Annotated in this window: 15 protein-coding genes; 3 read left to right on the top strand and 12 right to left on the bottom strand. The window is 51.4% G+C overall.

What is annotated here, in order from left to right; all coding sequences use genetic code 11:
• Positions 1-203: 203 nt before the first annotated feature.
• From C3V43_RS05380 to C3V43_RS05320, 12 genes are all read right to left on the bottom strand, one after another.
• Positions 204-1337, bottom strand: a complete 1134-nt coding sequence (locus C3V43_RS05380) for a fimbrillin family protein (RefSeq protein ID WP_235655861.1) — start codon at positions 1335-1337, stop codon at positions 204-206.
• Between the two features lie 89 nt (positions 1338-1426).
• On the bottom strand, positions 1427-2416 hold the full coding sequence (locus C3V43_RS05375; protein ID WP_106068717.1) for a DUF5119 domain-containing protein: 990 nt from the start codon (positions 2414-2416) through the stop codon (positions 1427-1429).
• Entirely contained in the window at positions 2413-3726 is a 1314-nt protein-coding gene (locus tag C3V43_RS05370) for a DUF3575 domain-containing protein (protein WP_106068920.1), read from the bottom strand. Before C3V43_RS05370 ends, C3V43_RS05375 begins: the two co-directional genes overlap by 4 nt.
• A gap of 384 nt (positions 3727-4110) precedes the next feature.
• Entirely contained in the window at positions 4111-5133 is a 1023-nt protein-coding gene (locus C3V43_RS05360) for a tyrosine-type recombinase/integrase (RefSeq protein WP_106068918.1), read from the bottom strand.
• Positions 5134-5272: 139 nt separating this feature from the next.
• Positions 5273-7558 (bottom strand): GH92 family glycosyl hydrolase, encoded by a 2286-nt coding sequence (locus C3V43_RS05355; protein ID WP_106068917.1) that lies wholly within the window; start codon positions 7556-7558, stop codon positions 5273-5275.
• Positions 7559-7569: 11 nt separating this feature from the next.
• Positions 7570-8538, bottom strand: coding sequence for a glycoside hydrolase family 130 protein (locus C3V43_RS05350; protein WP_106068916.1), 969 nt, complete (start codon positions 8536-8538; stop codon positions 7570-7572).
• A gap of 86 nt (positions 8539-8624) precedes the next feature.
• A complete protein-coding gene (locus C3V43_RS05345) occupies positions 8625-9932 on the bottom strand; it encodes an MFS transporter (protein WP_106068915.1) in 1308 nt (435 codons plus the stop codon).
• A 14-nt stretch (positions 9933-9946) separates the two neighbouring features.
• Positions 9947-12235, bottom strand: a complete 2289-nt coding sequence (locus C3V43_RS05340) for a GH92 family glycosyl hydrolase (protein WP_174704382.1) — start codon at positions 12233-12235, stop codon at positions 9947-9949.
• A gap of 98 nt (positions 12236-12333) precedes the next feature.
• Positions 12334-14460, bottom strand: a complete 2127-nt coding sequence (locus C3V43_RS05335; RefSeq protein WP_235655885.1) for a glycoside hydrolase family 20 protein — start codon at positions 14458-14460, stop codon at positions 12334-12336.
• Positions 14461-14485: 25 nt separating this feature from the next.
• Positions 14486-16777, bottom strand: a complete 2292-nt coding sequence (locus C3V43_RS05330) for a GH92 family glycosyl hydrolase (RefSeq protein WP_106068913.1) — start codon at positions 16775-16777, stop codon at positions 14486-14488.
• Positions 16778-16807: 30 nt separating this feature from the next.
• Positions 16808-19015, bottom strand: a complete 2208-nt coding sequence (locus tag C3V43_RS05325; protein ID WP_106068912.1) for a GH92 family glycosyl hydrolase — start codon at positions 19013-19015, stop codon at positions 16808-16810.
• Between the two features lie 465 nt (positions 19016-19480).
• Entirely contained in the window at positions 19481-20566 is a 1086-nt protein-coding gene (locus C3V43_RS05320; RefSeq protein ID WP_106068911.1) for an IS110 family RNA-guided transposase, read from the bottom strand.
• Between the two features lie 258 nt (positions 20567-20824).
• Here C3V43_RS05320 and C3V43_RS05315 point away from each other — a divergent pair, with 258 nt between their 5' ends.
• The 3 genes from C3V43_RS05315 (at position 20825) to rpmA (ending at position 23875) form a co-directional block, all read left to right on the top strand.
• Positions 20825-22711: an HAD-IA family hydrolase gene (locus C3V43_RS05315; protein WP_106068910.1), complete on the top strand. Its 1887-nt coding sequence runs from the start codon at positions 20825-20827 to the stop codon at positions 22709-22711.
• Positions 22712-23265: 554 nt separating this feature from the next.
• Positions 23266-23583 (top strand): 50S ribosomal protein L21, encoded by a 318-nt coding sequence (rplU, locus tag C3V43_RS05305; RefSeq protein ID WP_106068908.1) that lies wholly within the window; start codon positions 23266-23268, stop codon positions 23581-23583.
• A 22-nt stretch (positions 23584-23605) separates the two neighbouring features.
• Complete coding sequence (gene rpmA, locus C3V43_RS05300) at positions 23606-23875, top strand: 50S ribosomal protein L27 (RefSeq protein WP_106068907.1); 270 nt, start codon at positions 23606-23608, stop codon at positions 23873-23875.
• The last annotated feature ends 134 nt before the right edge of the window (positions 23876-24009 follow it).

The raw sequence follows: 24009 nt of genomic DNA, 5'->3' as shown, positions 1-24009 counted from the left end.
GTTGGCAGGGCGCAGCCCGCCGGCCACTCATCGCTGACCACTAACCGCTATATTACGTGGACGGAAAGGTATGGAGGGCTTGCGCGCATTCCCTGCGCCGCGCCCTCCCCGGAAAGACTCACAAAGGTCATCGGATAAGAAGAAGTCCGTTCCGGTCCCGACCTTTCCGCCCGGTTTCGTGATGCGGGTTACTCACGCGGCCTTTACATGTTCACGCTCTCCGACTGGTCTGTCCAGTTATCCACGGTAACGGTGAACTTGATGGGCTTGTCCAGGATGGGGTCGCCCGGCGTGCTCGGGTTGGGAGGCGTCGGAGGCGTAGGAGGAGTAATCGTCGGGTCGTTCGGGTTTTCCTGGTTGGGCGGAACGATACCGCCGCCGTCGCCGAAGGTCAGCGTATAGATGTACTTCTTGCCCGGCAGCCACTCGGTGTCGATGCCCACGGCAGTAAAGGCGTAGGCGTTGGCATTTCCGCCCGGATAAATCTGCGTGAGGTTGCCCTCGCCGTCGTCGCTGGAGATCTGGCAGAACACACCGATGTACGCCCCTCCGAGCTTGGTCTTGCTGAAGGCCTCCAGCTGCTGGGGAATCATCAGGAAGTTGTCCGAACCGAACATGATGCTTTGTGCAGCAGCAGTCAGCGTCAATCCGGTGCCGGCAGCGTCTTCGGCCAGATAGTCCTTTGGAGTGGACAAGTTCGACCAATTGGCGCGAGGTACGACGTAAGCTGCGGCTGTCTCCGTCTGCGGGAAAGCGAAGTCCGCCTTCGAGTTGACCGCTCCCAGCTTCACGCCCATCACCTTCACCTTGAGGTTGCCGTTGGTACATTTGGCCTTCACCTCTATCTGCGAGAGGGCATGCTTGAAGTTCATCGGCACGCCCGTGGCTCCGTAGGTGGTCTTGCCTCCGGCGTTGAAGGCCACCACGATGTCCTTCTGGTCGGCCACTTTCTGCACGGGCGAGTAGGCGGCTATCTTCTGCCCGTCTTTGTCGATGGTCACCAGCGTTTTGATGTCGACCGGTGCGTAGGCCGTGAAGTTCAGTGTCCCTGCGGGCCAGTAGTAGGTAGCAGCGGTGTTCCAGGTGGTTCCGTTGTCGGGCGAGGCCACCTCCAAGTTGGTGAAGTAGTTGGTCCCTCCGGTGGGGAAGGCCGTCACGTTGAACTTACCCATGTTGGCCTTGGTGGTCACGGCACGGGTGGCTTTTCCCAGCATGGTGCGGAAGCCGATGGCACCGCTTCGATCCGCCCGGGTGGTTTCGTCCTGCGAGCAGGCGGCCAGCGCCAGAAGCGCGAGGCCCGCGCAGAACAGTTGTCTCATTGTCTTAATAGTTTTCATACTTTCATTCATTTAGAGTTAGTTGATTGATTATTTATTTATTCACTTATTATCGGGCCGGAGGCCCGCATCACGATCTTGTTTATCTTTTACATCTTCAGCTCTTCGTTTTCCGTCTCCCACTCGTCCACGTCGGGATGGAACCCTCCTCCGTTGACGATGGGCTTGGGCAGCGTGAGGCCCTCGAGCAGGATGTGCACGTTGCGTTTGTCGGGCGCATTGTTCACCCGGTCGCTCACGTCGAAGCGGTAGTAGTGCTTGCTGCCGTCGGCCAGGATGAAGACGAGGGTGAGGGCGCGCGAGGTGTCCGTACCCGTGGATGCCCCGAAGACGAACGTACGGCCCGTGACCGTCTCCTTGCCGTCCGATGCCGCGGGAAAAGGAACCATGCTCCGCCCTTCGGCGGGCTTATCCCCGCCAAGGAAGAGCGAGCCGGCCGTTCCGGAGAAGGCGGCGCTCACGGCAGAGGCGTATTTCAGGTTCTTTATCCCCTTCAGCTCGAAGCTGTAAGTGCACACCCGCGGGTAGACGGGCAGCACCAGCGTGTAGGTCTCCGCCCCGGGCTGCAGGTCGATGTCTGTGCGGCTCCCTCCCCACACGGCTTCGGGAGCCAGTACCACGGGTTCGCCCGCCGGGTTGGCACCCTCGGGCAGCGTCCCCGGGAGGTTGAGCGGTTCGAGCAGCCTGCTCGGGCGTGTGTACAGCTCGAAGGTGGCGTACTTCTCCGTCCCCCGCATCAGGATGGTCTCTGTGTCGTTGTTGATGTAGAGCGCCCGGTAGCGTCCCCACGGAACGGTGACGGTTCCGCCCTGCGGGTTGTCGAAGTCGTAGGGGATGGGCTTCCCGCCCTCCTCGGGGAAGAGCCAGAGGGCCATTCCCGAGACTTGGGCTCCCGTAGCCCCGCTCCAGTCGAAGCGTACGCTCACCTGCGCCCCTTCTGCGGCGGGTATGCCCAGCTCCTTGTGCTCGCACGAGCAGAGCGTGCAGGCAACGAATGCGGCGACGAGCGCAGCGCAGGCCGTCAGTATGGCGGCGGCAGCCACGGCCTTCATTGTTTCCATCATTTCCTTCGTTTTCATCGTTTGCCTCCTTTCTTTTTGTTTACGTTATCGTGCCCCAGCAGCCACACCAATGACACCTCGGCCTTGGTGGGGCCGAACCAGCGCCTCTTCTTGGTGGCTTTCCACACGTAATGCCCCTCCTGCGGGACGTACTCGTAATACTCCCCGTCCAGATAGCCGATGCCGAGGGTGAAGTCGAGGTTGAGACGGCGTCCGATGGGGGCGGAGTAGCCGTAGGAGATGCCGCCTCCGTAGCTCCAGCGGTCGCCTAAGTAGCCCTTGCCGCCCCATTCGAGGTCGTAGGTCAGCAGCAGGCCGTAGACGCCCATGTGGTGCCCCGTCAGCGGCTTGCGGCCGTAGCTCAGCCAGCGCCGCACTTCGAGGTCGCCGCCGTAGACGCGGTGGTAGCGGTAGCGGTTGTCATCCTTGAGCCATGTGTACATCCAGTTGCCCGCTATGGACCAGCCGCGGCCTAAGTAGAACTCCAGCCCGAGGTTGGGGACCACGACGGCGTCGTAGAGCAGGTTCGTCTTCACGGCCATGTGGAAAGGCTTGCGCGGGGCGGGGAGCGGGCTGTCCTGCGCGGCGGGCGCCGTGCCGTAGAAGCTGTTGTTGACGGCCGTGTTCCCCCCGGCGGGCACGGGCACGTACACCGTGTCCCGCTGCCTCTCCGGCTCGCGGACAGGCAGGGAGATATAGAGCGTGTCGCGCGCCGCGGCCGGCTGTCTGTCCGACTCGTACCACACGTGCAGGGTGGAGGCGCGCAGTTCGGGGAAGAACCACCTGTCGAGGTATCTCCACACGGAGCCTCCGTTCATCAGCATCAGGCGGTGCTTGCGACCGTCCGTCACGACGCCTCCCTGCGTGATCCACTCGGGTGTGTGGCGGAGCATTTCCAGCACCTCGTAGCGGTAGGGGATGGAGTGGTCGGCATCCACCAGCCGTTCCAGCCCTTCCCAGTCGATGCCTTTGGGAACGGTGGCAAGCCAGCCCACCTCACGGGGGAAGTAGTCGTACACTAACCTTCGGATGGATTCCGCCCTCTCCTCGGAGAGACGGCGGTTGATGACCGTGCTCCCTTCAGGGGAAGCCCCGGCCGTGACGCGCAGGCCGAGGATGCGACGCGAGGGGTCCTGAAGCAGGGTTCGGAAACGTTCGGTGAAGGCATGCAGTCGCGTACCGTTCTCCCGGAAAAGCGGGTCGAGGGTCGATTCGCCCTGACGGAAATAGACACGGACGGAGTCCGTACCCCGGCGAGTGCCGGGCTCCTGACCATGGGAATGCCCTAGGGTAAGCAGGAGAAGCAGAAGAATAAAGGGTCTTTTCATTGCCTGTGAATAAAGGGTTAATACATGTATTACAGAGACTTGCCTCTTGCTAAGAGGGAGGGGAGGATAGCGCATCGCCGAAAGCGGGAAGAAAACGCTCCCGGAACCCGCCTCTTGCTAAGAGGTGTGGAAGGAAGGGCCAAAGCGGGAGAAGGAAGGCCTTACAGACAGGCGGAACAAGCCGGAGCGATGGTGAAAAAAGCGGTCGGGCCTCCAAGGAAAGAAGGTCGGATGCACAGGTGAAAGGAGGGGAATGGAAAAGGGTATGGGGATACTCGGATATGGGTACCCGTGTGAAAGAATATACAAGTTTCTGTCAAAAAGCTTGCTTGTATGGAATAAAAGACGTTAATTTGCAGGCGCTTACAAAGATTGGTACACCTCTTAGCAAGAGGTGGCATCGGAAAGCCTGTTCAGCAGTTCACGGTTGGCCTCCGCCAGCCGTTCGTCTTTTATCCCTTCGATATATATGAGCGTGGTCTTGGTATCGGTATGTCCCAGCGCCTTGGAGATGACGGGCAGGTCGACGCCTTGTTCGTAGGCGATGCTCGCCCAGGAGTGGCGCGCCACGTAGGAGGTGAGGTTCACTGCAATCCCGGCCTGCCGGGCCAGCTGCTTCAACGAGCGGTTGTAGCGGTTCAGGGCGCAGGGATAGGAGACGGGGCATATCCGTCCGTCCTTCACCTTATATAATATGGGGAAGAGATAGTCAGTGCCCTCCGCCTTGTACTTGGCAAGTATATGGAGCATGCAGGGCTCCAGCGTCACCCTGACCTGCCGGCCAGTTTTGCGGCGTTGGTAGGTCAGCACCCCGTCCTTTACCTGCCGCTTCCTCAAGTGCGCCAGGTCCGTGAAGGGCATGCCCATGGCGTAGAAAGAGAAGAGGAAGAGGTCGAGGGCCGAAGCCCCCGGAGCCGGTACGGCCTCTTTCCCGGAGCCTCCCCCGCAGGGAGGGCTGAAAGTGGAAAGAATCAGCCTGCGCATCTCCTCCGCCCCGATGCTACGCTTCACGGTGCGCTCGTTGCCCGTGAACACGCCCGTGAACGGCGCCCTGTCCTTCACGAGCCGCTTTGCCGCCGCCTTGTTGTAGATGGCGCGCAGGGAGCGCAGGTAGCACGAGGAGGTGTTGGGGCATACGCCCTGCCCGCGCAGCCAACGCTCGTATGCACGCACGGTGTCGGCATCCAGCGCGGATAGCGGCAGGTCCCTGCCGGAGTTGAAGCGGACGAAAGAGCGCACGGCCGTGCGGTAGTTGTCGGCCGTGGAGCGGCTCACGCCACGGGATGCCGCACCGGTGAAACCCGAAAGCGTGGGGACGGCGCTCCGCTCTTTACTTGCTCTTGACTTCTTTGTACTGCTCTCCTTTGCAATGCCTGCTCTCTTGAATTTGAATAGGAATCCTAACATCTGTATTATGATTTATGTGATTAGCAGGCAAAAATACGGGGTAGGCCTTGAATAAAAAAGAAACCCGTCGTTGATGTGAGTCACATAAACGACGGGCAACCATGATGTGTGGATATTATATCGGTATGCTTTTCCGTTCCTATCGAAGCTTGAAACGCAAGTGCCCTCCCTGCACCAATTCTTCGTGAGAGATGCGATAGCGCAGCAGCTTCTTGCCGCCCAGCTTCATTTCACGGACGTAAAGAGACGTTTCCGAGGGACGCTCCGTTTCTATCACCAAGCGGTCACGCCCCCAGAACTTCGGGTCGAGCCGGATGGTCACCTTATCGAATATCGGCGTTGAAAGCGTATAAGCCGGCTCGCCGGGACAGTCGGGATAGAAGCCCATCATATTGAAAACAGCCCAAGCAGACATCGTGCCTGTATCGTCGTTGCCGGGAATGCCGTCGGGAGCATTCTTGAAATGCTTCTGAAGCAAGCGATGCAACTCCTTCTGCGTGCGCCACTCTTCGCCCTTGAAGTAGGAGAAAAGGTGGGCGTAGGCGATGTCAGGCTCATTGGCTGGGTCATAAAGCCCCTCATCGAACACACGTTGCAGCTTGTCGACAAACGACTTCTTTCCTCCCATGAGCCGTGCCAGCCCTTTGACATCGTGGGGCACATAGAACGTGTAGTTCCAAGCGCACCCTTCGTGGAAACCGGGATTGGGCTCGAAGTTCTCGCCTTGCTTCGGGTCGAAAGGAGCATAAAACTCACCGTCCGGCAAGATGGGGCGGAATGTGCCTGACTGCTTGCTGTAATAGTGTTTGTAGCCCAACGAACGCTCGTGGAACAAGCGGGCATCGGCTTGATACAGATGTGCCTTCTCTTTTTCTCCACGTGCTGTCGCCTCCTTGCCAAGCGCGGTGGCTATGCGTGCAAGGGCATTGTCGGCAATGTAATACTCCAGCGCATGCGACACGGAGTTGTCGTATTGTCCGCGCAGCGGAACGTACCCCAAAGACATATAATCGTCGTTGTCCGGACGCAACAGGTTTTCCGCTCCCGGCGTGACGGCTCCCTTGCGCATGGCTTCGTAGGCCGATTCGATATCAAAGTCGCGCAGGCCTTTCAGCCAAGTATCCACGATGACGGGAATGGAAGGGTCTCCCTCCATGGTCAGCGTCTCGCGGCCATACAGTTCCCATTTGGGCAGCCACCCGTGCTCCCGATACATATCGAGCATAGAGCGCACCATCTGCAACTGCCGTTCGGGATACACCAAAGTGAGAAGCTGGTGTACGTTGCGATACGTGTCCCATAAAGAGAAGACGGTATAGCGGTCGCCTTGCGTGGTGACTACCTTATCGCTTTCCATGGCCGGATATTGTCCGTTGACATCCTGTAAGATGTTAGGGTGCATCAACGTATGGTAGAGTGCTGTATAGAATACGGTCTTCTGCTCGTCCGTACCTCCTTCCACCAGAATGCGTGACAGGTCATCGTTCCAGCGGCGACGGGCTTCGTCCTGTATTTGTCCGAAGTCTTTGCCTTTCTGCTCGGTCTCCAGATTGAGACGGGCATTCTCCATGCTGACGAACGAAACGCCCATCTGCACTTCAATCTGTTCGCCTTCTCCGGTATCGAACGTAAGATATGCGCCGATATCATCACCCGCCAGTTCCCTGCCATAATGGGTATAGAGTTTGTAACGGCCATTATCGGCATCCCACTCGGCTTCTACTCCGGTCATGGGGCGCTGCTTTTTCCAGTAGCCCGAAGCCATCGGCTGCTTGTTGACGCGCATCACGAAATAGATGGGAAACACAGCCTGCGGGTTGTAACAGAATGTGCCCAGCACCTTCATGCCTTCGAACTCACAGTCGCTTATCCTGCGCAGAAAAGCACCGGTTTCGTTGGTTAGTCCTTCGCCCAAATTCAGTAACACATGACTCTGCCCTGCCGGGAAAGTAAAGCGAGCCACACCGGTGCGCGACGTTGCAGTGACCTCGGTCTTCACCCGATAGCGAGTCAGGAAATTGCTGTAGTATCCGGGAGAGGCCTGCTCATCTGTATAGCGACTGCCATATTCTCTGTAGTCTACAGAAAGCTCACCAGTAGTAGGCATCAGCAGCAATGAACCTAAATCAGGGCATCCTACTCCGCTGAGGTTGACATGCGAATATCCGGTAAAGAAGCAGTTGTGATATTCGTAGGGAGTAGACCACCAACGGGCGTCCTTGTCGTATTTGTTGTCTTCCGACCCCATCACATTGAAAGGCACTACGGACATCATTCCGTTGGGACAGACGGCACCGGGATTGGTGGTTCCGAAGTTGGTAGTGCCGATAAACGGATTGACATAGTCGGCAGGGCGTTTGTCCGTCGCCGATGCTGCCGCAAGCAGGCCGAGAGAGAAGATGCAAAAGGAAATCAGTCGTTTCATGGCTGCAAGAATCAGATACTTGTACGCTTCGTGAACTCTACAATTTCAGAGATATATCCGAAGGCCATTCCCACCACCGTGTCGGCTGCGCCGTAATACACCGCCACTCGTTTGCCGTCTTGCAAGGCTGCACAAGGGAACACCACATTGGGCACATCGCCTTGCAATTCATAGGGGGCGGCCGGTGCAAGCAGATACTCGCGCGTGCGATACAGCACCTTCGCCGGGTTCTCCTTGTCGAGAATGGCCGCTCCCATGGAGTAGCGGAAGCCGTTGCAAGTGGTAATCACACCGTGATAGAACATCAGCCAGCCTTCGTCCGTAAGGAACGGCACGGAACCTGCCCCTATCTTCGTACATTGCCATGCGCTCTCAGGGAAAGGAGTAACCTTCATCACACACCGATGTTCACCCCAGTATTTCATGTCCGGACTATAACTGATGTAGATATCGCCGAAAGGCGTATGGCCATTGTCGCTCGGACGGCTCAGCATGGCATAGCGTCCGCCCACTTTCTGCGGAAGCAGTACTCCGTTGCGGTTGAAAGGCAGGAAAGCGTTTTCGCACTGGAAGAATTCCTTGAAATCGAAGGTATAGCCGATGCCGATAGTGGGTCCGTGATAACCGTTACACCACGTAATCCAATAACGGTCTTCAATCCATGTCACACGCGGGTCGTACTTATACTCCGACTCTATCATGTCCGTGTTTCCGGCCTTGAAACGGATAGGCTCGTGATTGATTTCCCAATGGATGCCGTCTTTACTGAACCCGGCAAAGATGTTCATCTGCACCGCCTTGTTGTCGCAACGGAACACACCGGCAAAGCCATCGCCGAAAGGTACTACGGCACTGTTGAAAATACTGTTGGACGAGGGGATTTGATAACGTCCGATAACGGGATTTTGGGAGTAACGCCACATGACGTCCGTGCATCCTGCCGGACGGTCTTCCCACGGCATGGTAAACTTGCTGTTCATATCAACTGTTTATTGGTTAAGTTAGTAATTAAGATTAATCATATTGCAAGGTATCTTGCCCGAAAGGACGATACCCCTTCTTCAAATCAGGTTTTCGAATCATCATGCGTGAACGGGATGAAGTACGTTATCAGCAACGACGGAATGGCCGCCAGCAACACATAGATAAAAAACTTCTCATATCCAAGCAGATCGCTGAAAAAGCCGCTCATCATGCCCGGAAGCATAACACCCAGATTCATGATGCCCGACGCAAAAGCGTAGTGGGACATCTGATGTTTGCCCGGAGCAATCTGCTGCATCATGAACAACGTCAGCCCCACAAAGCCGAAACCGTAGCCGAAGTATTCCGCCACGATGCCTGCGCCTATCACGTAAAGATTCTCCGGCTGATAGATAGCCAGCAGCGTATAGGCCATGAACGGGAAGTTGAACACGATGCAAAGAGAGAACAGCGTCTTCTTCAAGCCGCGCTTAGACACATAGATACCTGCCAGCAAAGAACCCAGCACAAAAGCACCCGAACCGAGTACGCCATTGAGTGTGCCGATTTCGGTTAGTGAAAGTCCCAATCCACCGACCTCGCGCGAGGCGCGCAGAAACAGCGGGGCTATCTTCATCACAAAACCCTCGGCAAAACGATAAAGGATGATGAAACAGATGTAATAGATAATGTGGCGCTTCGTGAAGAAGTTCTTTATCACCTCCCACAGTTCGCGCATCACTGCGGCACCCGAACGCTTGGTGTGTTCGCTCACCTGCGTGCAAGGCAGCATTTTGGAGTGATACAGTCCGAGCACCACCAGCAGCACGGCAATAACGATGAAGATTATCATCCATGCTTCTTTATAGGCCGGCATATTCTCCTGCACCGACCTGCCTTCCACAGCCCCGAAGCTCTCGGCCAGCATGCCTGCCAATGCCACCAAACCGCCATTGGCCACCAGCTTGGCGATGTTATAAAAAGCCCCCTGCACACCGATGTACCTGGCTTGGTCGGCAGGCGAAAGCTCGGCCATGTACACACCGTCGCAAGCAATATCGTGCGTGGCGCCGCTGATGGCTATGACCGCCATCGTGGAAATGCTGACGGCAAAGAAATAATCGAACTTCAAAGAGAAAGCTACAAGGCCGAACAAGAGTCCGCTCAGCAACTGAGTGACGATAACGAAGAACTTCTTTGTCCGATACATCTCCAGAAAAGGACTCCAAAGAAACTTCAACGTCCAAGGCATCATGATGACCGATGTCCAGAAAGCAATCTGCGTATCGGATATGCCCAAATCCTTGAACATGAACGTAGAAACCAGGTTCACTGCAATGAAAGGCAGTCCCATGGCGAAATAGACGGAAGGTACCCAAGATATCGGGTTTCGAGAATTATTGTGATTCATACCTATTTCACGTGTTATCTGTTATTCATTCTTACAGGCTTATCGCCCATTACCAACTCCAGAGTACCTCCGTCTATTATATCCTGATGTATAAAGAACGGTTGGACAAGTTCCTTTCCGTTCAGCAACATTTTCTGTACGTACTTGTTCGTGCGGCTGTTGCCGGTGGTTTTCACCGTAAACTTCTTCCCGTCTTTCAGGTTCACCGTAGCCTTGTCAAAGAGCGGGCGGCCGATGGAATAGACCGGACGGCCGGGACATACCTGATAGAATCCCATGGCATTCAGCACATACCACGCCGACATCTGCCCGCAGTCTTCATTGCCGGAAAGGCCGTTCGGGTTATTGAAATAAAGCGTCTGCAACACTTCGTCCACCAATTCCTGCGTGCGCCAAGGTTGCCCCACGTAGTTGTAGAAATGAGTGATGTGGTGGCTCGGCTCATTGCCGTGAGCATACTGCCCAATCAAACCGGAGATATCGGCAGACACCAGTTCACCTTCCAAGGAAGAATCTGCCACGAACAAGGAATCCAGCTTGCCGATGAAAGCTTCACGGCCTCCCATCAGTTCTACCAGTCCTTCCACATCGTGAGGCACAAACCAAGTCCACTGCCAAGCAGTACCTTCGCAATAGTCGTCGTTGCGGTGATTGGAGGAACGGGGATTGAACGGCGTACGCCAATTGCCTTTACTGTCCAGCCCACGCATAAAACGGGTGGAAGGATCGAAATACTTCACATATCCCTTACTGAAATCGGCATATTTCCGCAGGTTCACCGTGTCGCCCAGTTCACGAGCTAATAGGGAGATGCACCAATCATCATACGCGTATTCCAACGCTTTGGCCACCGCCTCATTGTCTTTGTCGCAAGGCACATAGCCAATCTTGTTCTTCCAGTATTTGGCTTGCGGCATCAGATGCGGCAACACCAAAGGCGGACATTTGATACCGGCCGTGTCATGTTCGGCGGTACGCAAGCAACCGCGATATGCCGCCTGCACATCGAAGTCACGATAGCCTTTCATATAGGCATCGGCAATGAGGGAAGCCGCATGATAACCAATCATCGTACCCGTATAATTGCCGGCCAGCTCCCACATGGGGAAAACACCGCCCTCGCGTTCCTTCTGTATCAGCGAACGGATAAAAGCCTGATTCAAATCGGGGTCTATAATTGTCATCAACGGATGGTAGGCACGGAATGTGTCCCACAAAGAGAAGATGGTGTAAACGGGCTGTTCCACACTGCCCTGATGCGCTTTCAAGTCCATACCCAGATAGCGGCCGTCGGCATCCGTAAACAAATTGGGGTGCATGCCGGTATGATAGAGTGCCGTATAGAAGATGGTTCGTTGGTCCTTATCGGCCGTTTCAATGTCTATCTTGGAAAGGTAGTCATTCCATGCTTGGCGTGCCGAACGGCGTACACCGTCAAAATCCCATTCCGGCAATTCAGCTTCTACATTCTTGCGTGCGCCATCCATATCGACAGCCGAGACTCCTACTTTCACCAATATCTGCTCGGCTTTTTTCGTTCGGAACTTCAACAACACCTTAGCAGTAGGCAGAAGAGGACCGCCCTCATCCAGCGCCATGGAATCCGTCACCATGGTATAAGTAAACGGTTTGGAGAACTTGGCATAGAAGTTGATGTATTGGTCGAAAGCCCAATAAACGGTCTTCTTACGCCCGCGGATCTCGGTATCACTGACCACTTCCAATTCCATCTCTTCATTTTTCTGACGCTGAAGGCTGTAATCCAAATCCAAGATAAAACCGGATTCTTCCGATTCGGGGAACGTATAACGGTGGATGGCCGCACGCTTGGTGGCTGTCAATTCGGCCTGCACGCCATAACGGTCAAGAAATACGGAATAGTATCCCGGTTCGGCTTTCTCGTTCTCGTGAGAGAAAGCAGAAGCATAAGCCATCTGCTGGCTCTTTTCGCCCATGGCATGATACTCCTGACGGCCTACGGTAGGCATCAGCAACACGTCGCCGTAATCACCGCATCCCGTACCGCTGAGGTGCGTGTGCGAGAAACCGTTGATGGTGGAATCCTCATAATAGTAACCCGAACAGGCATCCCACTGGTAAATACGTGTATCGGGACCGGGTTGAATCATTCCATTGGGAACTACCGCACCGGGATAGGTATGTCCATGTCCGCCCGTACCGATGAAAGGATTTACGTAAGAGGCATAATCTTCTTCCGAAGCAGTGGAGGTACAATTGCATACCGCCATGCCCAACAGCAAGAGGCAACCAGCCTGCAATGCAATCATTTTCATGTTCTTCATGCTTAATTTAAGTTTATAGATATACATATTGTTCTTACACACATAAATGATACAATTTATTCAGCTTGACTACTAATATTAATCATTTACTTTTTTAATTAATTAGCAAAACCACCGCCTTCATGGGTCGCTGTACAAGCACCCACCACCAACTCGTCCATAAAAATCCAACTGCCGACTATACCGTTGGATTTTGCCCGCAGGCGTACATACCGTGCCCTACAATCTCCCTCCCAGACATACGTTTGCAATGTCAACTTCTCGTCTGTCACCGATATTTCAGTTTCTATCCGCTTCAAATCCGTAAATACTTTTCCATCGGCAGAAACCGAGAGTATCACCTCTTTAGGCAACCAGACATACGGCCCTATCAGTTGCATAAAGTCCGCAGCTATCTGACCGATATACTCCTGCCGCTCCAAGTCGACCGTCACCTCTACATCCGAGTTTAGAAATCCCTGCCAACGACAGTCTCCATACGTCCATCCGCCGTGCAACCCGTCCGTCAAAGCCGAATCTCCTCCTGCCTTATATTGCGAGGCGTAAGGGTACGCATATTTTACTCTCTTTCCTTTTGCCAGATGATTGTCTACCGTCAAGGCGATGGGGCGTTCGCCCACCTCATTCTTCAGGTCGAACGTATGATAGCCGCAAGACCGCAACCTATCTACCTCGCGCAAAGCAACTTCACGAAAACGCTTCCAGTCTTTCCGGTCGACCGGTGTCCAAGCTACTTCGGACAAAGCCAATACACGGGGATAAATCATGTATTCCGCATGGTCGGCAGTAGGTATATATTCAGTCCAGACATTGGCCTGCACACCGCATATGCCGACGGTTTCTTCCCCGGCAAGTTCTTCGGGAATCGGATTGTAAGAATAGACTTTCTGCAGGCTTGTATAGCCGCCTATCGCCTCCGGCTGTGTGGCAGGCGCATCCTGATAAAAGTCGAAATAGCAATGGCTGCCGGGAGACATCACTGTGTAAAGTCCCCTGCGCACAGCCTCAACACCTTTCGCTTCGTTACGCCAGACCGTAACGCCGGTTCCTTCGGGCAATTCTCCACTCAATATTTCATCCCAGCCTATCATCTTACGTCCATGCGCTTTCAAGAACGTTTCGATACGACTTATCAAATATCCTTGCAGTTCACTTTCATCTTTCAATCCTTCTTTCCTGATACGTTCCTGACAATCCGGACACTTTTTCCAATGAGCCGTAGACGCCTCATCGCCACCTATGTGAATGTATTCTGACGGGAAAAGCTCCATGACCTCCGTCAATACATTTGTCAGGAAAGTATATGTTTCTTCTTTACCCGGACACAATTCCGAACCAGACTGCCTGTTGCCATCGCAAGCCAATCGGGGATAGGCTGCAAGCACCTCTTCCGAGTGCGACGGCATCTCGATTTCGGGGATGACCGTAATATGCCGTCGGCGGGCATATTCCACCACCTCGCGGATATCCGCCTGCGTATAGAAACCTCCCTGAGCACCCGGAGCATCTTTTTCACAATAACTCTTTCCGCCTTTCCACCAGCTTTTCCAGTCCGGAAAAGGACGGTAGGCAGTCTGCCGTGTCAGCTCAGGATACTTTTTTATATCTATACGCCAGCCCGCTCCATCTGTCAAATGCCAATGAAAACGATTGATTTTATAATGTGCCAAAGCATCCAGTTGTTTCTTAATGAACTCCTTGGTACGAAAATTACGGGAAACGTCGAAATGCAATCCACGGTAGGGAAAGCGCGGAGCATCTTCTATTTCCACCAAAGGCAGACGCCAGCCTCCCTTTCCGTCCGGTTGCGCCAGTTGCAACAGCGATTGGAAAGCATAGAACAATCCGGCAGATGATGCGGCTTCGGCTTTAATACCTTGCTTGTTCACCGTCAGCCGATACCCTTCTTCACCACAACTTGCCAAACAAGACGCTTCTTGCACAAAAACAATGGGCGATTTCTTACCCCCTTTCTTCAGTTTCCAAGGAGAGTTTTCGAGATAGCGAGCAAAATCATCTTTCTCCTTTGAAGGCAGATTACAGTAGAATGCAACATGCCGGGACACGTCATATCTTCCCGCCTTGACATGCAGGTGACGGGGTTGGGGAATGATGCGCACACTGTCTGAAGGTAGTGCAACGGCATCAATTGCTGTCATAGCAAGAGAAGCAAGAAATATCAAGAATCGTTTCACTGTGATACCAAAATTTAATTCTAAATCCATTTGAAGTTTACTTCCACTCTATCCCTTATTTCCTTTTCAACTCTTTTAATTCGTTCGAAAAAGAATAAGGATAATCTTCCGGCTGTGTGCCCCTATCCTTATTTGGCCGGTTACCCATGTTGAACATCAGCGTTCCGCCATTCAATAAATCCTCATGCTTCAAATAATTCTTCGTATAGTCGCTATCATTGAACCGAAGCGATTCAACATACGGATTATCCGGCGTATTATTGGCTGCGTCGATAATCAATGACTTGCCATTTTCGAAATGAAGTGTGGCTTTCTTAAACAAAGGAGTGCCCAAGACATATTCGTCCGCTCCCGGACAAACCGGATAGAAACCCAACGCCGAGAACACATACCAAGCCGAGGTCTGGCCGTTGTCCTCATCGCCGCAGTAACCGTCAGGGCCTGAAGTGTACATGCGGTCCATCACCTGACGCAACCAATATTGCGCCTTCCAAGGCTGACCGGCATAGTTATACAAATAAATCATGTGCTGAATGGGTTGATTGCCGTGGGCATAGTTACCCATATTCATTACCGTCATCTCACGAATTTCGTGGATGACCTGTCCGTAATAGCTTTCGTCGAACAAGGGCGGAACAATAAAAACCGAGTCGAGCATTTGCACGAACGATTCTTTGCCGCCCATCAACTCTATCAGGCCTTGCGGATCGTGAAATACCGACCACGAATAGTGCCAACTATTGCCCTCGGTAAAAGCATCACCCCACTTCAAAGGTGAGAAAGGCGACTGAAACCGTCCGTCTTTATTACGTCCCCGCATCAGTTTACTCTCCTCGTCGAACACATTCCGATAGTTCATGGCACGCCGGGCAAAGAGTTTTTGTTCTTTCTCAGGCCTATTCAAAGCTTTGGCCATCCGGTAGATGCACCAGTCATTGTAAGCATACTCCAGCGTGCGGGCTGCATTCTCGTTGATCTTCACGTCATAAGGCACATAGCCCAGTTTATTGTAATACTCGTACCCCGAACGGCCGGTAGAAGAGACCTTGGGATGAACATGACCCGTTCCATGAATCAAGCCTTCATAAAGCGTTTGCACATCCTCTACCCTCACTCCTTTCAGGTAAGCATCGGCAAGTACCGAAGCCGAGTTATTGCCAATCATACAATCACGGTGTCCGGGACTGGCCCATTCGGGAAAGAAACCGCTTTCCTTGTAGGTATTGACAAGCCCCTCCTGAATCTTCTTGTTCACCGAGGGATACATCAGGTTCAGGAATGGGAAAAGGGAACGAAAGGTGTCCCAAAAGCCTGTGTCGGTGTACATATACCCCGGTAGTACCTCGCCGTTGTAAGGGCTGTAATGAATCGGATTGCCATCCTCGCCGTACTCGTAGAATGCACGCGGGAAAAGCAAGGAGCGATACAAACAGGAATAGAAGGTACGGTATTGGTCGAGGCTGCCTCCTTCTATCACGATTCTGCCCAACACCCTGTTCCACTCATCCTGTCCTTTCCGTACCAATGTATCGAAAGCATCGTTGCCAAGTTCCTTCAGATTCCTGTCGGCTTGCTCAAGGCTGATAAAGGAGGAAGCCACGCGCACATGCACCTTTTCGCCCTTACGGGTTTTGAAGCCGATAATGGCACCGGTATGTGCGGCCTGCTGCTCATCCACGTCTTTGTGCAACGCTCCATTGGCAACCGATGCTTTATACGTAAAAGGCTTGTCGAACTCTATCACGAAATAGTTTCTGAAGTTCGTGGGCACGCCGCCACTGTTGCGGGTGGTATAGCCGATTATCCTATTCCGTTCCGGTAGTATCTTCACATACGAACCCTTGTCAAAGGCATCGACCACAATATAAGAGTGCTCATTTTCGGGAAAGGTGAAGCGAAACAGGGCAGCACGTTCTGTGGGTGTAAACTCGGCCAACACATCATGTTCGGCAAGATACACCTTATAATAATGTGGAAGGGCAACCTCCCCCTTATGGGAGAACCAACTGGCACGTTTCTCTTCGTCAAACTCCGGCCTGCCCACTACCGGCATGATGGAGAATTGCCCATAGTCGTTGATCCAAGGACTGGGCTGGTGGGTCTGCTTGAAGCCTCGGATTTTATGAGCCGTATATACATATTGCCAACCGTCGCCCATCTTGCCAGTCTGAGGCGTCCAGAAGTTCATGCCCCACGGACGGGCTATGGCGGGATAGGTATTTCCGGTGGACAGCTCGAAAGTAGACAATGTGCCCACAAGCGGATTTACATATCGGGTAAAATCTTCAGTGGAATGTGCTCTCAAGGCACAACTTACAAAGCAAATCAAAACGAATAGTTTTCTCATGGCATTATCATTCGGATTATAATAGTCTGTTTAAATCTTATCTCCCATTTCAAATTCAAGAACGCCGCCGCCCATTATCTGTTCGTAGGTAATATGCGTTTTATCATAAACCTTACCGTTAAACTTCGTAGAGCGGATATAACAGTTGGTCTTGCTTACAGCAGGCGCCAATACCGTAAACACCTTTCCGCCGGGCAGATGCAACTTCATCTCCGGATATAGCGGAGTACCTATTTCGCATCTGCCGCTAACCGGATCTACCGGATAAAAACCCATTGCGCTGAACACATACCAAGCAGACATCTGACCGCAATCTTCGTTGCCGCACAAACCGTCCGGCGTGTTCTTATAGAGTTCGTGCATCACCTTGGCTGCATACTCCTGCGTCTTCCACGGCCGGCCGGCAGCATTGAACAGATAGATGACATGATGGCTCGGCTCATTGCCGTGTACGTATTGCCCAATCATGCCGGTACTGAAAATAGGAAGCTCGTCATCGGCAGAAGGGTGGTAGGTGAACATGCTGTCCAGCTTTTGGGCAAAGCGTTCTTTACCTCCTACAAGGGCTATCAATCCATCGACATCATGCTGCACCGACCAGAAATATTGCCAGCCATTGCTTTCGCAAATATGCGGGGTGTAATCATCGGGCGAGAAACCTTCTATGAACCATCCTTTGTCATCGCGCGGCTGCATGAAAGAGGTCTGCGGATTATATACATTCTTATAATTCCCGGCACGCTTATAAAACTCGTCCGCCGTCTGCTTCTGCCCCAACTTCTCTGCCATACGGGCAATGCAATAATCATCGTAAGCATATTCCAGTGTTTTAGAGAGCGACCAGTTTTCCGCATTATAAGCATCCGTCAGATTGTAAGGGACATAGCCCAGTTTCTTATACAATCCGATGCCACGATACGAGTCGATGTTGGCCGTGTTGACACACGCCTCCAAAGCCTGCTCAGGGTCAAAATCGCCAATACCTTTCAAATATGCGTCGGCAATGACCGCCGCAGCATGATAGCCTATCATCATATCCGTCTCGCTGCCATAGAAGTTCCATACGGGAAGGCGCCCGTTCTGCTCATAAAAGGCGAGGAATGATTTCACCATATCGTTCACCCGTTCGGGGGCGATAAACGTATAGAGGGGATGTGCCGCACGGTAAGTGTCCCACAAAGAAAAAGTACTGTAATTGGTCCACCCCACGGCCTGATGGATTTTCCTGTCAGGGCCGTAGTAAGCTCCATCCACATCACAGTAAACAGTAGGAGCCAGCATGGAATGATACAAAGCCGTATAGAACTTGGCTTTCTCATCAGGGTCGTCACAGGTGATTTCTATTTGGGCGAGGTGTTTGTCCCAAGCTTTGCGGGTAGCACCCAAGTACTTGTCGAAATCATCTTCGGGCACTTCGGTTGCCAGATTGCGTGCCGCCCCTTCCATGCTTACTCCGGAAATAGCCGTGCTGACAAGTATCTGTTCGCCGGCCTTGGTTTTGAAATCAAACCGTGCAACGACCGACGTCCCGATTCGCCGGCCATCCTTCAACACAGCCGCTGTGTCGAGCTGCATCGAAATAAAAGGTTTGGAAAAACGGGTGCGGAAGTAGACGCGCTGACCACGAGCCCAACCGTCGGAAAAACGATAACCTTGAATAGTGACCGAATCGACCGCCTCAACATGCGAATCGTTTGTAAAGTCCCAGTTCATGGCTTTCCGCAAGTTCAGGAAAACTGCGGCATCGGCTTCAGGAAAGGTATATCGCTGGATGCCGCAACGCTCCGTAGCCGTCAACTCCACATTGATATTATAATCTTTCAGACGCACTTGATAATATCCGGCACTTGCCGACTCTTCCGAGTGAGAGAACATGGAATGAATGCCTAACGGAGCTTCCGCTTCCCGATAAGGCAAAGTCACCGGCATAAAGGAAATATCATACAGGTCGCCTGCTCCGGTTCCGGAGAGATGCGTATGGCTGAAGCCTGCAATGGTGCTGTCCGGATAAAAATACCCGGAAATCCTGTCCCACCCCGGCAGCCCGTTGTCCGGACTGAGCTGAACCATGCCGAACGGTGCTTGAACACCCGGATAGGTGTTTCCTGTAAAATCAGTACCGATAAAGGGATTCACCAAATCCGCATAAGAAACGGGGTTTGCATCCGGCATCCGGGTTCCACATGCCCAAAGAGACAGAAAGAGGGCAAAGAGACTACAAGCTCTGATCAATTTCATTACATTAAGGGGGTTAACATCTATATTATAACAACTCACTTTATTCTATTGAGTTGTTCATCACATTACTTTCCATTTAAAATCCAAACAAAGTTGGATAATTCATTAATAATTAACTTTAGTTTCATATCTTTTTGTCAGGATGTTAAGAGGAAGTAGGCTCTGCTGAGGAGCAACCTACCAGCAATAAGCATCCTAACGGTACGCAGTAATGCTACTTTGGGAGGCGGTTACACGCCTCTCTTTTTGTATTACTGATATCGTCTGATATGGCTAAGAAAACCTAACCATAATCTTATGGTAAAACAAACTTTCCACAGCAGACACCACACAAGGGGCTGCAAGTTCCTTTATCAGTCAAACCATTAATGAGGATTACAAACTTTTTTAAGCGGACTTCAAAGCCGCAAAGTAATGATAGTATTTTCCTCAAAAGAAAGTTGTTTTACCTTATAGGATTCTGTATCATTTGACAACACACGGTATATATTCCTTTTCATGTTTGAGTACATAATATATTCTGTTTACAAGCCGTCTGGCAATCTTTATGATTGACTTCTGGGGATTCATACGTTTACGGTATTCCGTATAGGCTACAGTCATTGCAGGATCCTTACGGATTGCAATCCATGCAGCTTCCACCAACAGGCAGCGGAGCATGAAATGGCGACGTACCGTTATATCTCCTGTGCCGTTACTCTCACCGCTCGAATGGCACATGGGTACCAGACCGATGAAGGAAGCCAGATGGTCCTCATTCCTGAAACGGACTATACCGTCAAGTTCAACCATCAGGGTAGCAGCTGTAGTAACGCCTATTCCGGGAACAGAAGTCAGAAGACGTATCGGCCTCTCAAAAGGTGCGTTACGTGATATCTCACGGATGGCACGTGTTTCCTGAAGAAGCATCTTACGCAAACGCACGAACTGCTCCAGGTGCAGTTCCAAAGTCTTCTTGCCATACTCTGTTGAGAGTTCGAGAGAATGAAGCCAAGTCAGGAAACGTTTTGACCAACATCCTATCGAGCATCGGGTAAACTCTTCGGGTATATCCACTCCATGAAAACGAAGCAATGACTTGATGCGGTTCTTCGCACGGGTGCTGTCTTTTACAATCAGGTTTCTCATCCTTATCAAAGAGCGCATTTCCAGGACATCCGCCTTGGGAACGTATATTCCTACCAGCGAACCGGAACGTAATTCACGAGCCAGCTTCTTACAATCCACGGCATCCGTCTTACGAAGTTTTTCCTTACTCATGGTCGGAACGTCGGCTGGATTGACCACGATGTTGGTTATTCCTAAATCCATCAACTTCTCGTGTATCCAAAAGCCGCAGAATCCGGCTTCATACACAGAGAAGTAATTGGCGCCCGGATAATTGCTGACAAGATACTTGTGCAATGCTTCCGGTTCCGGAATTTGGCTGAATCGATTCAGAACACTATGCTCTGATAAAATTGCAACCGACCAACTCTTCAGGTGGACATCAATTCCTACATAAATATTTTGACCACTGAAATCTAATGTGTTACTTTGTACACGTTTCATAAGCTATATCGTTATGAGTTAATATTGTTGTTATCACTTACAAAGTTAACTATAATGGTATAGCTTTTTTAGGGCTATATTATGTTATCCGTCACTTCCGATTTTAAACATAGGAACTTTATTCGCGCAAACAAAAATAATACAATATTCCGAAACTATGATATAAAGGAAGAAGATAAGCTGTCATGCGACCTAAAAAACAGGTAAAATCTTTTATATCAGACTCGTTTTTACATATCTTTGCCACAAAAAGCCAGAATGAACTATACGACCTATCTTTTCGATTTCGATTACACTCTTGCCGATTCATCCCGAGGCATCGTCACATGTTTTCGCAATGTGCTCACCCGGCATGGCTATACGGAAGTCACGGATGATGTAATCAAGCACACTATCGGAAAGACGCTGGAGGAGTCTTTTTCCATACTTACCGGAGTGACGGATGCCGGACAACTGGCCGGCTTCAAAGCAGAATACCGGAAGGAGGCCGACACGCACATGACGGTGAACACTGTGCTCTTTTTAGAAACCAAATCGGTATTGACGGCACTGAAGGACGGCGGCGCACGACTTGGCATCATCTCCACCAAATACCGTTTCCGCATCAAGGAGCTGCTGGACCAGCATTTCCCGGAAGGCTTCATAGATATCATCGTGGGCGGCGAAGATGTGAAAGAAGCCAAACCATCGCCCGAAGGCTTGCTGTTCGCCATCAAGCAGCTACGCACCACCAAAGCCGAAACATTATACATAGGCGACAGCACCATAGACGCAGAAGCCGCCCAAGCTGCCGGAATAGACTTTGCCGGCGTGACCCACGGAGTGACTACCGCCAAAGAATTGAGCAAATATCCACATCTAAAAATAATGGGCAGCCTGGAGGAACTTTTAGAGGATAAGGAAAAGCAACCGGCTCCATGCGAGGTAGGAAAGCCCATCTACCAGGAAAGCGACACCACCCCCTCGCCCGGAAAGAAAAAAAGAATCAATATCGGCCAGATACTCGTGTTATTGTTCCTCTTCTGTTTGGCTGTAAGAAATCCGACAACAGGCGGAAACGGCATTTTCCTTTTCCCCTTTTTCTTCCTGTTCATGCTATGGAGCATCCTGCGAAAAAGGAGAATACTTCCTGTACAGGTAAGAATCTTTATCAATGCACGTTTTCGTCCTTATATAGTACGGCTACGCGCCCTTCATATCAGGATGATTCGAGGAAAAACAACTCTTCCACTCGACAACGAAACAAGTGTTTGCAGAAATTGTGGAACGACCTATACCGGCAACTATTGTAACCGTTGCGGACAAAGCCGCAACACACCGCGTTACAACGTGAGTAATGCTTTGAGAAACATAGCCGGAAGTTTCTTCAATATCGACAACGGCTTCGGGCGTACCCTCATCGACTTGCTACACCGTCCGGGCTACATGATTCACGATTTCATCGGCGGCAAACGCATTCCTTATTTCCGCCCGTTCCAAACCCTATTCGTGCTTGCCGCAATCTATATCATGACCGTGCAACTGATAGACCCTGACGCACTGAACGGGAAAAATGCCCCCTTACAAGGAGAAGAAAACCATTCTGCCATCACCGATAAGCCCGCACTTTCCGATAATAGCCTGCAAGATGAAAATACCGTTTTCATAGACCGCCTGTTCCAAAAAGGCGAGACTGCCGAAACCCGAATCAATCGGTTCGTCCGGCAATCTCCCTTCTTGATGAAAATATGGAATCTGCTGGAAAGCTGGACACACAACAACAAAGCTTTCCGAATCATTGCAACCCTGCCTCTGTTTGCAGTGGCCACCCAATTCGCATTCCGCCGCAAGAAGTACAAGCTGAACTACAATACCACAGAACATGTCTTTATACAAGCCTACATTGCCTGCCAGATACTTTTGCTAAGCATCATCGCAATTCCTTGCTACGGCTATGCCCAAATTGACGATCTGTACGACCTGCCTCTATGGGGCATCTTCGCCTTATATTGCTGGGACTATAAGCAGTTGTATCACTGTAGCTGGTGGAGAAGTTTTTGGCGCACCGCACTGATGTTCGCCTACAGCCTCCTGCTATTGCTACTCATTGCCGCACTGATAACCTCTATAGCTTTTGTAGCCATGTCATGGTTTGAAACCCCATAGCCACACCCCTCTGGAAGGGGAGGGGCTATACTGAGCAGGTCGACAACCTCACCCGGAGGCTTGTGTTTTAAAGTCAAATTTCATTGGTTATCAATCGCTTATCATTGTCTTGTCAGACGCTTGTGTCTGACGGCTCAAACACTTGTGTCTGTCACGGCAAACACAAGTGTCTGTCGGCTTGAACACTTGCCTCTGTCACGACAAAGGATTGCAGCTGTCAAAACAGGAGGAGGGAGGTCGGCCTGAAAGGCTCTCTTCTGCCTAATCCCGCTGTAAACCGATGCATTCAAGAAATATCTTTCCGACAGGATGCAGCCCCCATCTTTAGCAAAAGCAACCGCCTATACCGAAATCAGGTAGTTTCATGGCAGCAGAGGACACTGAAACTATTTGTCTCACCCCTTGAAACTCAAAAAAGATAACAAAAACATTTGCCCATATCAAATAAAAAAAGTAATTTTGTGCCCGATTATTCCGCACCGGGTTCGACCAAGTGCTTTCTAAGTGATTAGAGACCACCCGACGGAGCTAACTTATACATTATATATAAGACAATGTACGCAATTGTAGAAATCAACGGTCAGCAATTCAAAGCAGAAGCTGGCAAGAAGCTGTTTGTACACCACATTCAGAATGCAGAAAACGGTGCAACAGTAGAATTTGACAGAGTCCTTTTGGTAGACAAAGAAGGCTCTATCACCGTAGGCGCTCCCACAGTAGAAGGCGCAAAGGTGGTTTGCCAAATCGTATCGAACATGGTAAAAGGCGATAAAGTGCTTGTTTTCCACAAGAAAAGAAGAAAAGGTTATCGCAAACTGAACGGTCACCGTCAGCAATTCACAGAGTTAACAATCAAAGAAGTAGTAGCTTAATCAATTAAAAAGTAAGAAGAAAATGGCACATAAAAAAGGTGTCGGTAGTTCTAAGAACGGCCGCGAATCACACAGCAAAAGATTAGGCGTTAAGATATTTGGTGGCGAAACCTGCAAAGCAGGCAACATCATCGTTCGTCAAAGAGGTACTGAATTCCATCCGGGTAACAACATCGGCATGGGTAGCGACCACACTCTTTACGCTTTAGTAGACGGTACTGTAAAATTCAAAGTAGGTAGAGAAGACAGACGCTATGTATCTGTTGTTCCCGCCGAAAATACAGAAGCATAAACTTCTTGAAGAAATAAAGGGAGGGGGATGCAATCCGAAAGATTCGCATCCCTCTTCTTTTTATGCAAAAGACAACACACTGTACGTTTTTTCCTTATCTTTGCACCCGAAAACATTGAAAAGATAAACTATTT

It is taken from the genome of Prevotella heparinolytica (assembly GCF_002998535.1).
GTDB lineage: Bacteria > Bacteroidota > Bacteroidia > Bacteroidales > Bacteroidaceae > Bacteroides > Bacteroides heparinolyticus.
The sequence above is the reverse complement of the archived record's forward strand: the minus strand, read 5'-3'. Positions and strand labels throughout refer to the sequence as shown.

Excerpts from the sequence above, each read along its gene's own strand:
- C3V43_RS05380 (WP_235655861.1), bottom strand. The coding sequence starts at position 1,337 with ATGAAAACTATTAAGACAATGAGACAACTGTTCTGCGCGGGCCTCGCG.
- C3V43_RS05375 (WP_106068717.1), bottom strand. The coding sequence starts at position 2,416 with ATGAAAACGAAGGAAATGATGGAAACAATGAAGGCCGTGGCTGCCGCC.
- C3V43_RS05370 (WP_106068920.1), bottom strand. The coding sequence starts at position 3,726 with ATGAAAAGACCCTTTATTCTTCTGCTTCTCCTGCTTACCCTAGGGCAT.
- C3V43_RS05360 (WP_106068918.1), bottom strand. The coding sequence starts at position 5,133 with ATGTTAGGATTCCTATTCAAATTCAAGAGAGCAGGCATTGCAAAGGAG.
- C3V43_RS05355 (WP_106068917.1), bottom strand. The coding sequence starts at position 7,558 with ATGAAACGACTGATTTCCTTTTGCATCTTCTCTCTCGGCCTGCTTGCG.
- C3V43_RS05350 (WP_106068916.1), bottom strand. The coding sequence starts at position 8,538 with ATGAACAGCAAGTTTACCATGCCGTGGGAAGACCGTCCGGCAGGATGC.
- C3V43_RS05345 (WP_106068915.1), bottom strand. The coding sequence starts at position 9,932 with ATGAATCACAATAATTCTCGAAACCCGATATCTTGGGTACCTTCCGTC.
- C3V43_RS05340 (WP_174704382.1), bottom strand. The coding sequence starts at position 12,235 with ATGAAGAACATGAAAATGATTGCATTGCAGGCTGGTTGCCTCTTGCTG.
- C3V43_RS05335 (WP_235655885.1), bottom strand. The coding sequence starts at position 14,460 with ATGGATTTAGAATTAAATTTTGGTATCACAGTGAAACGATTCTTGATA.
- C3V43_RS05330 (WP_106068913.1), bottom strand. The coding sequence starts at position 16,777 with ATGAGAAAACTATTCGTTTTGATTTGCTTTGTAAGTTGTGCCTTGAGA.
- C3V43_RS05325 (WP_106068912.1), bottom strand. The coding sequence starts at position 19,015 with ATGAAATTGATCAGAGCTTGTAGTCTCTTTGCCCTCTTTCTGTCTCTT.
- C3V43_RS05320 (WP_106068911.1), bottom strand. The coding sequence starts at position 20,566 with ATGAAACGTGTACAAAGTAACACATTAGATTTCAGTGGTCAAAATATT.
- C3V43_RS05315 (WP_106068910.1), top strand. The coding sequence starts at position 20,825 with ATGAACTATACGACCTATCTTTTCGATTTCGATTACACTCTTGCCGAT.
- rplU (WP_106068908.1), top strand. The coding sequence starts at position 23,266 with ATGTACGCAATTGTAGAAATCAACGGTCAGCAATTCAAAGCAGAAGCT.
- rpmA (WP_106068907.1), top strand. The coding sequence starts at position 23,606 with ATGGCACATAAAAAAGGTGTCGGTAGTTCTAAGAACGGCCGCGAATCA.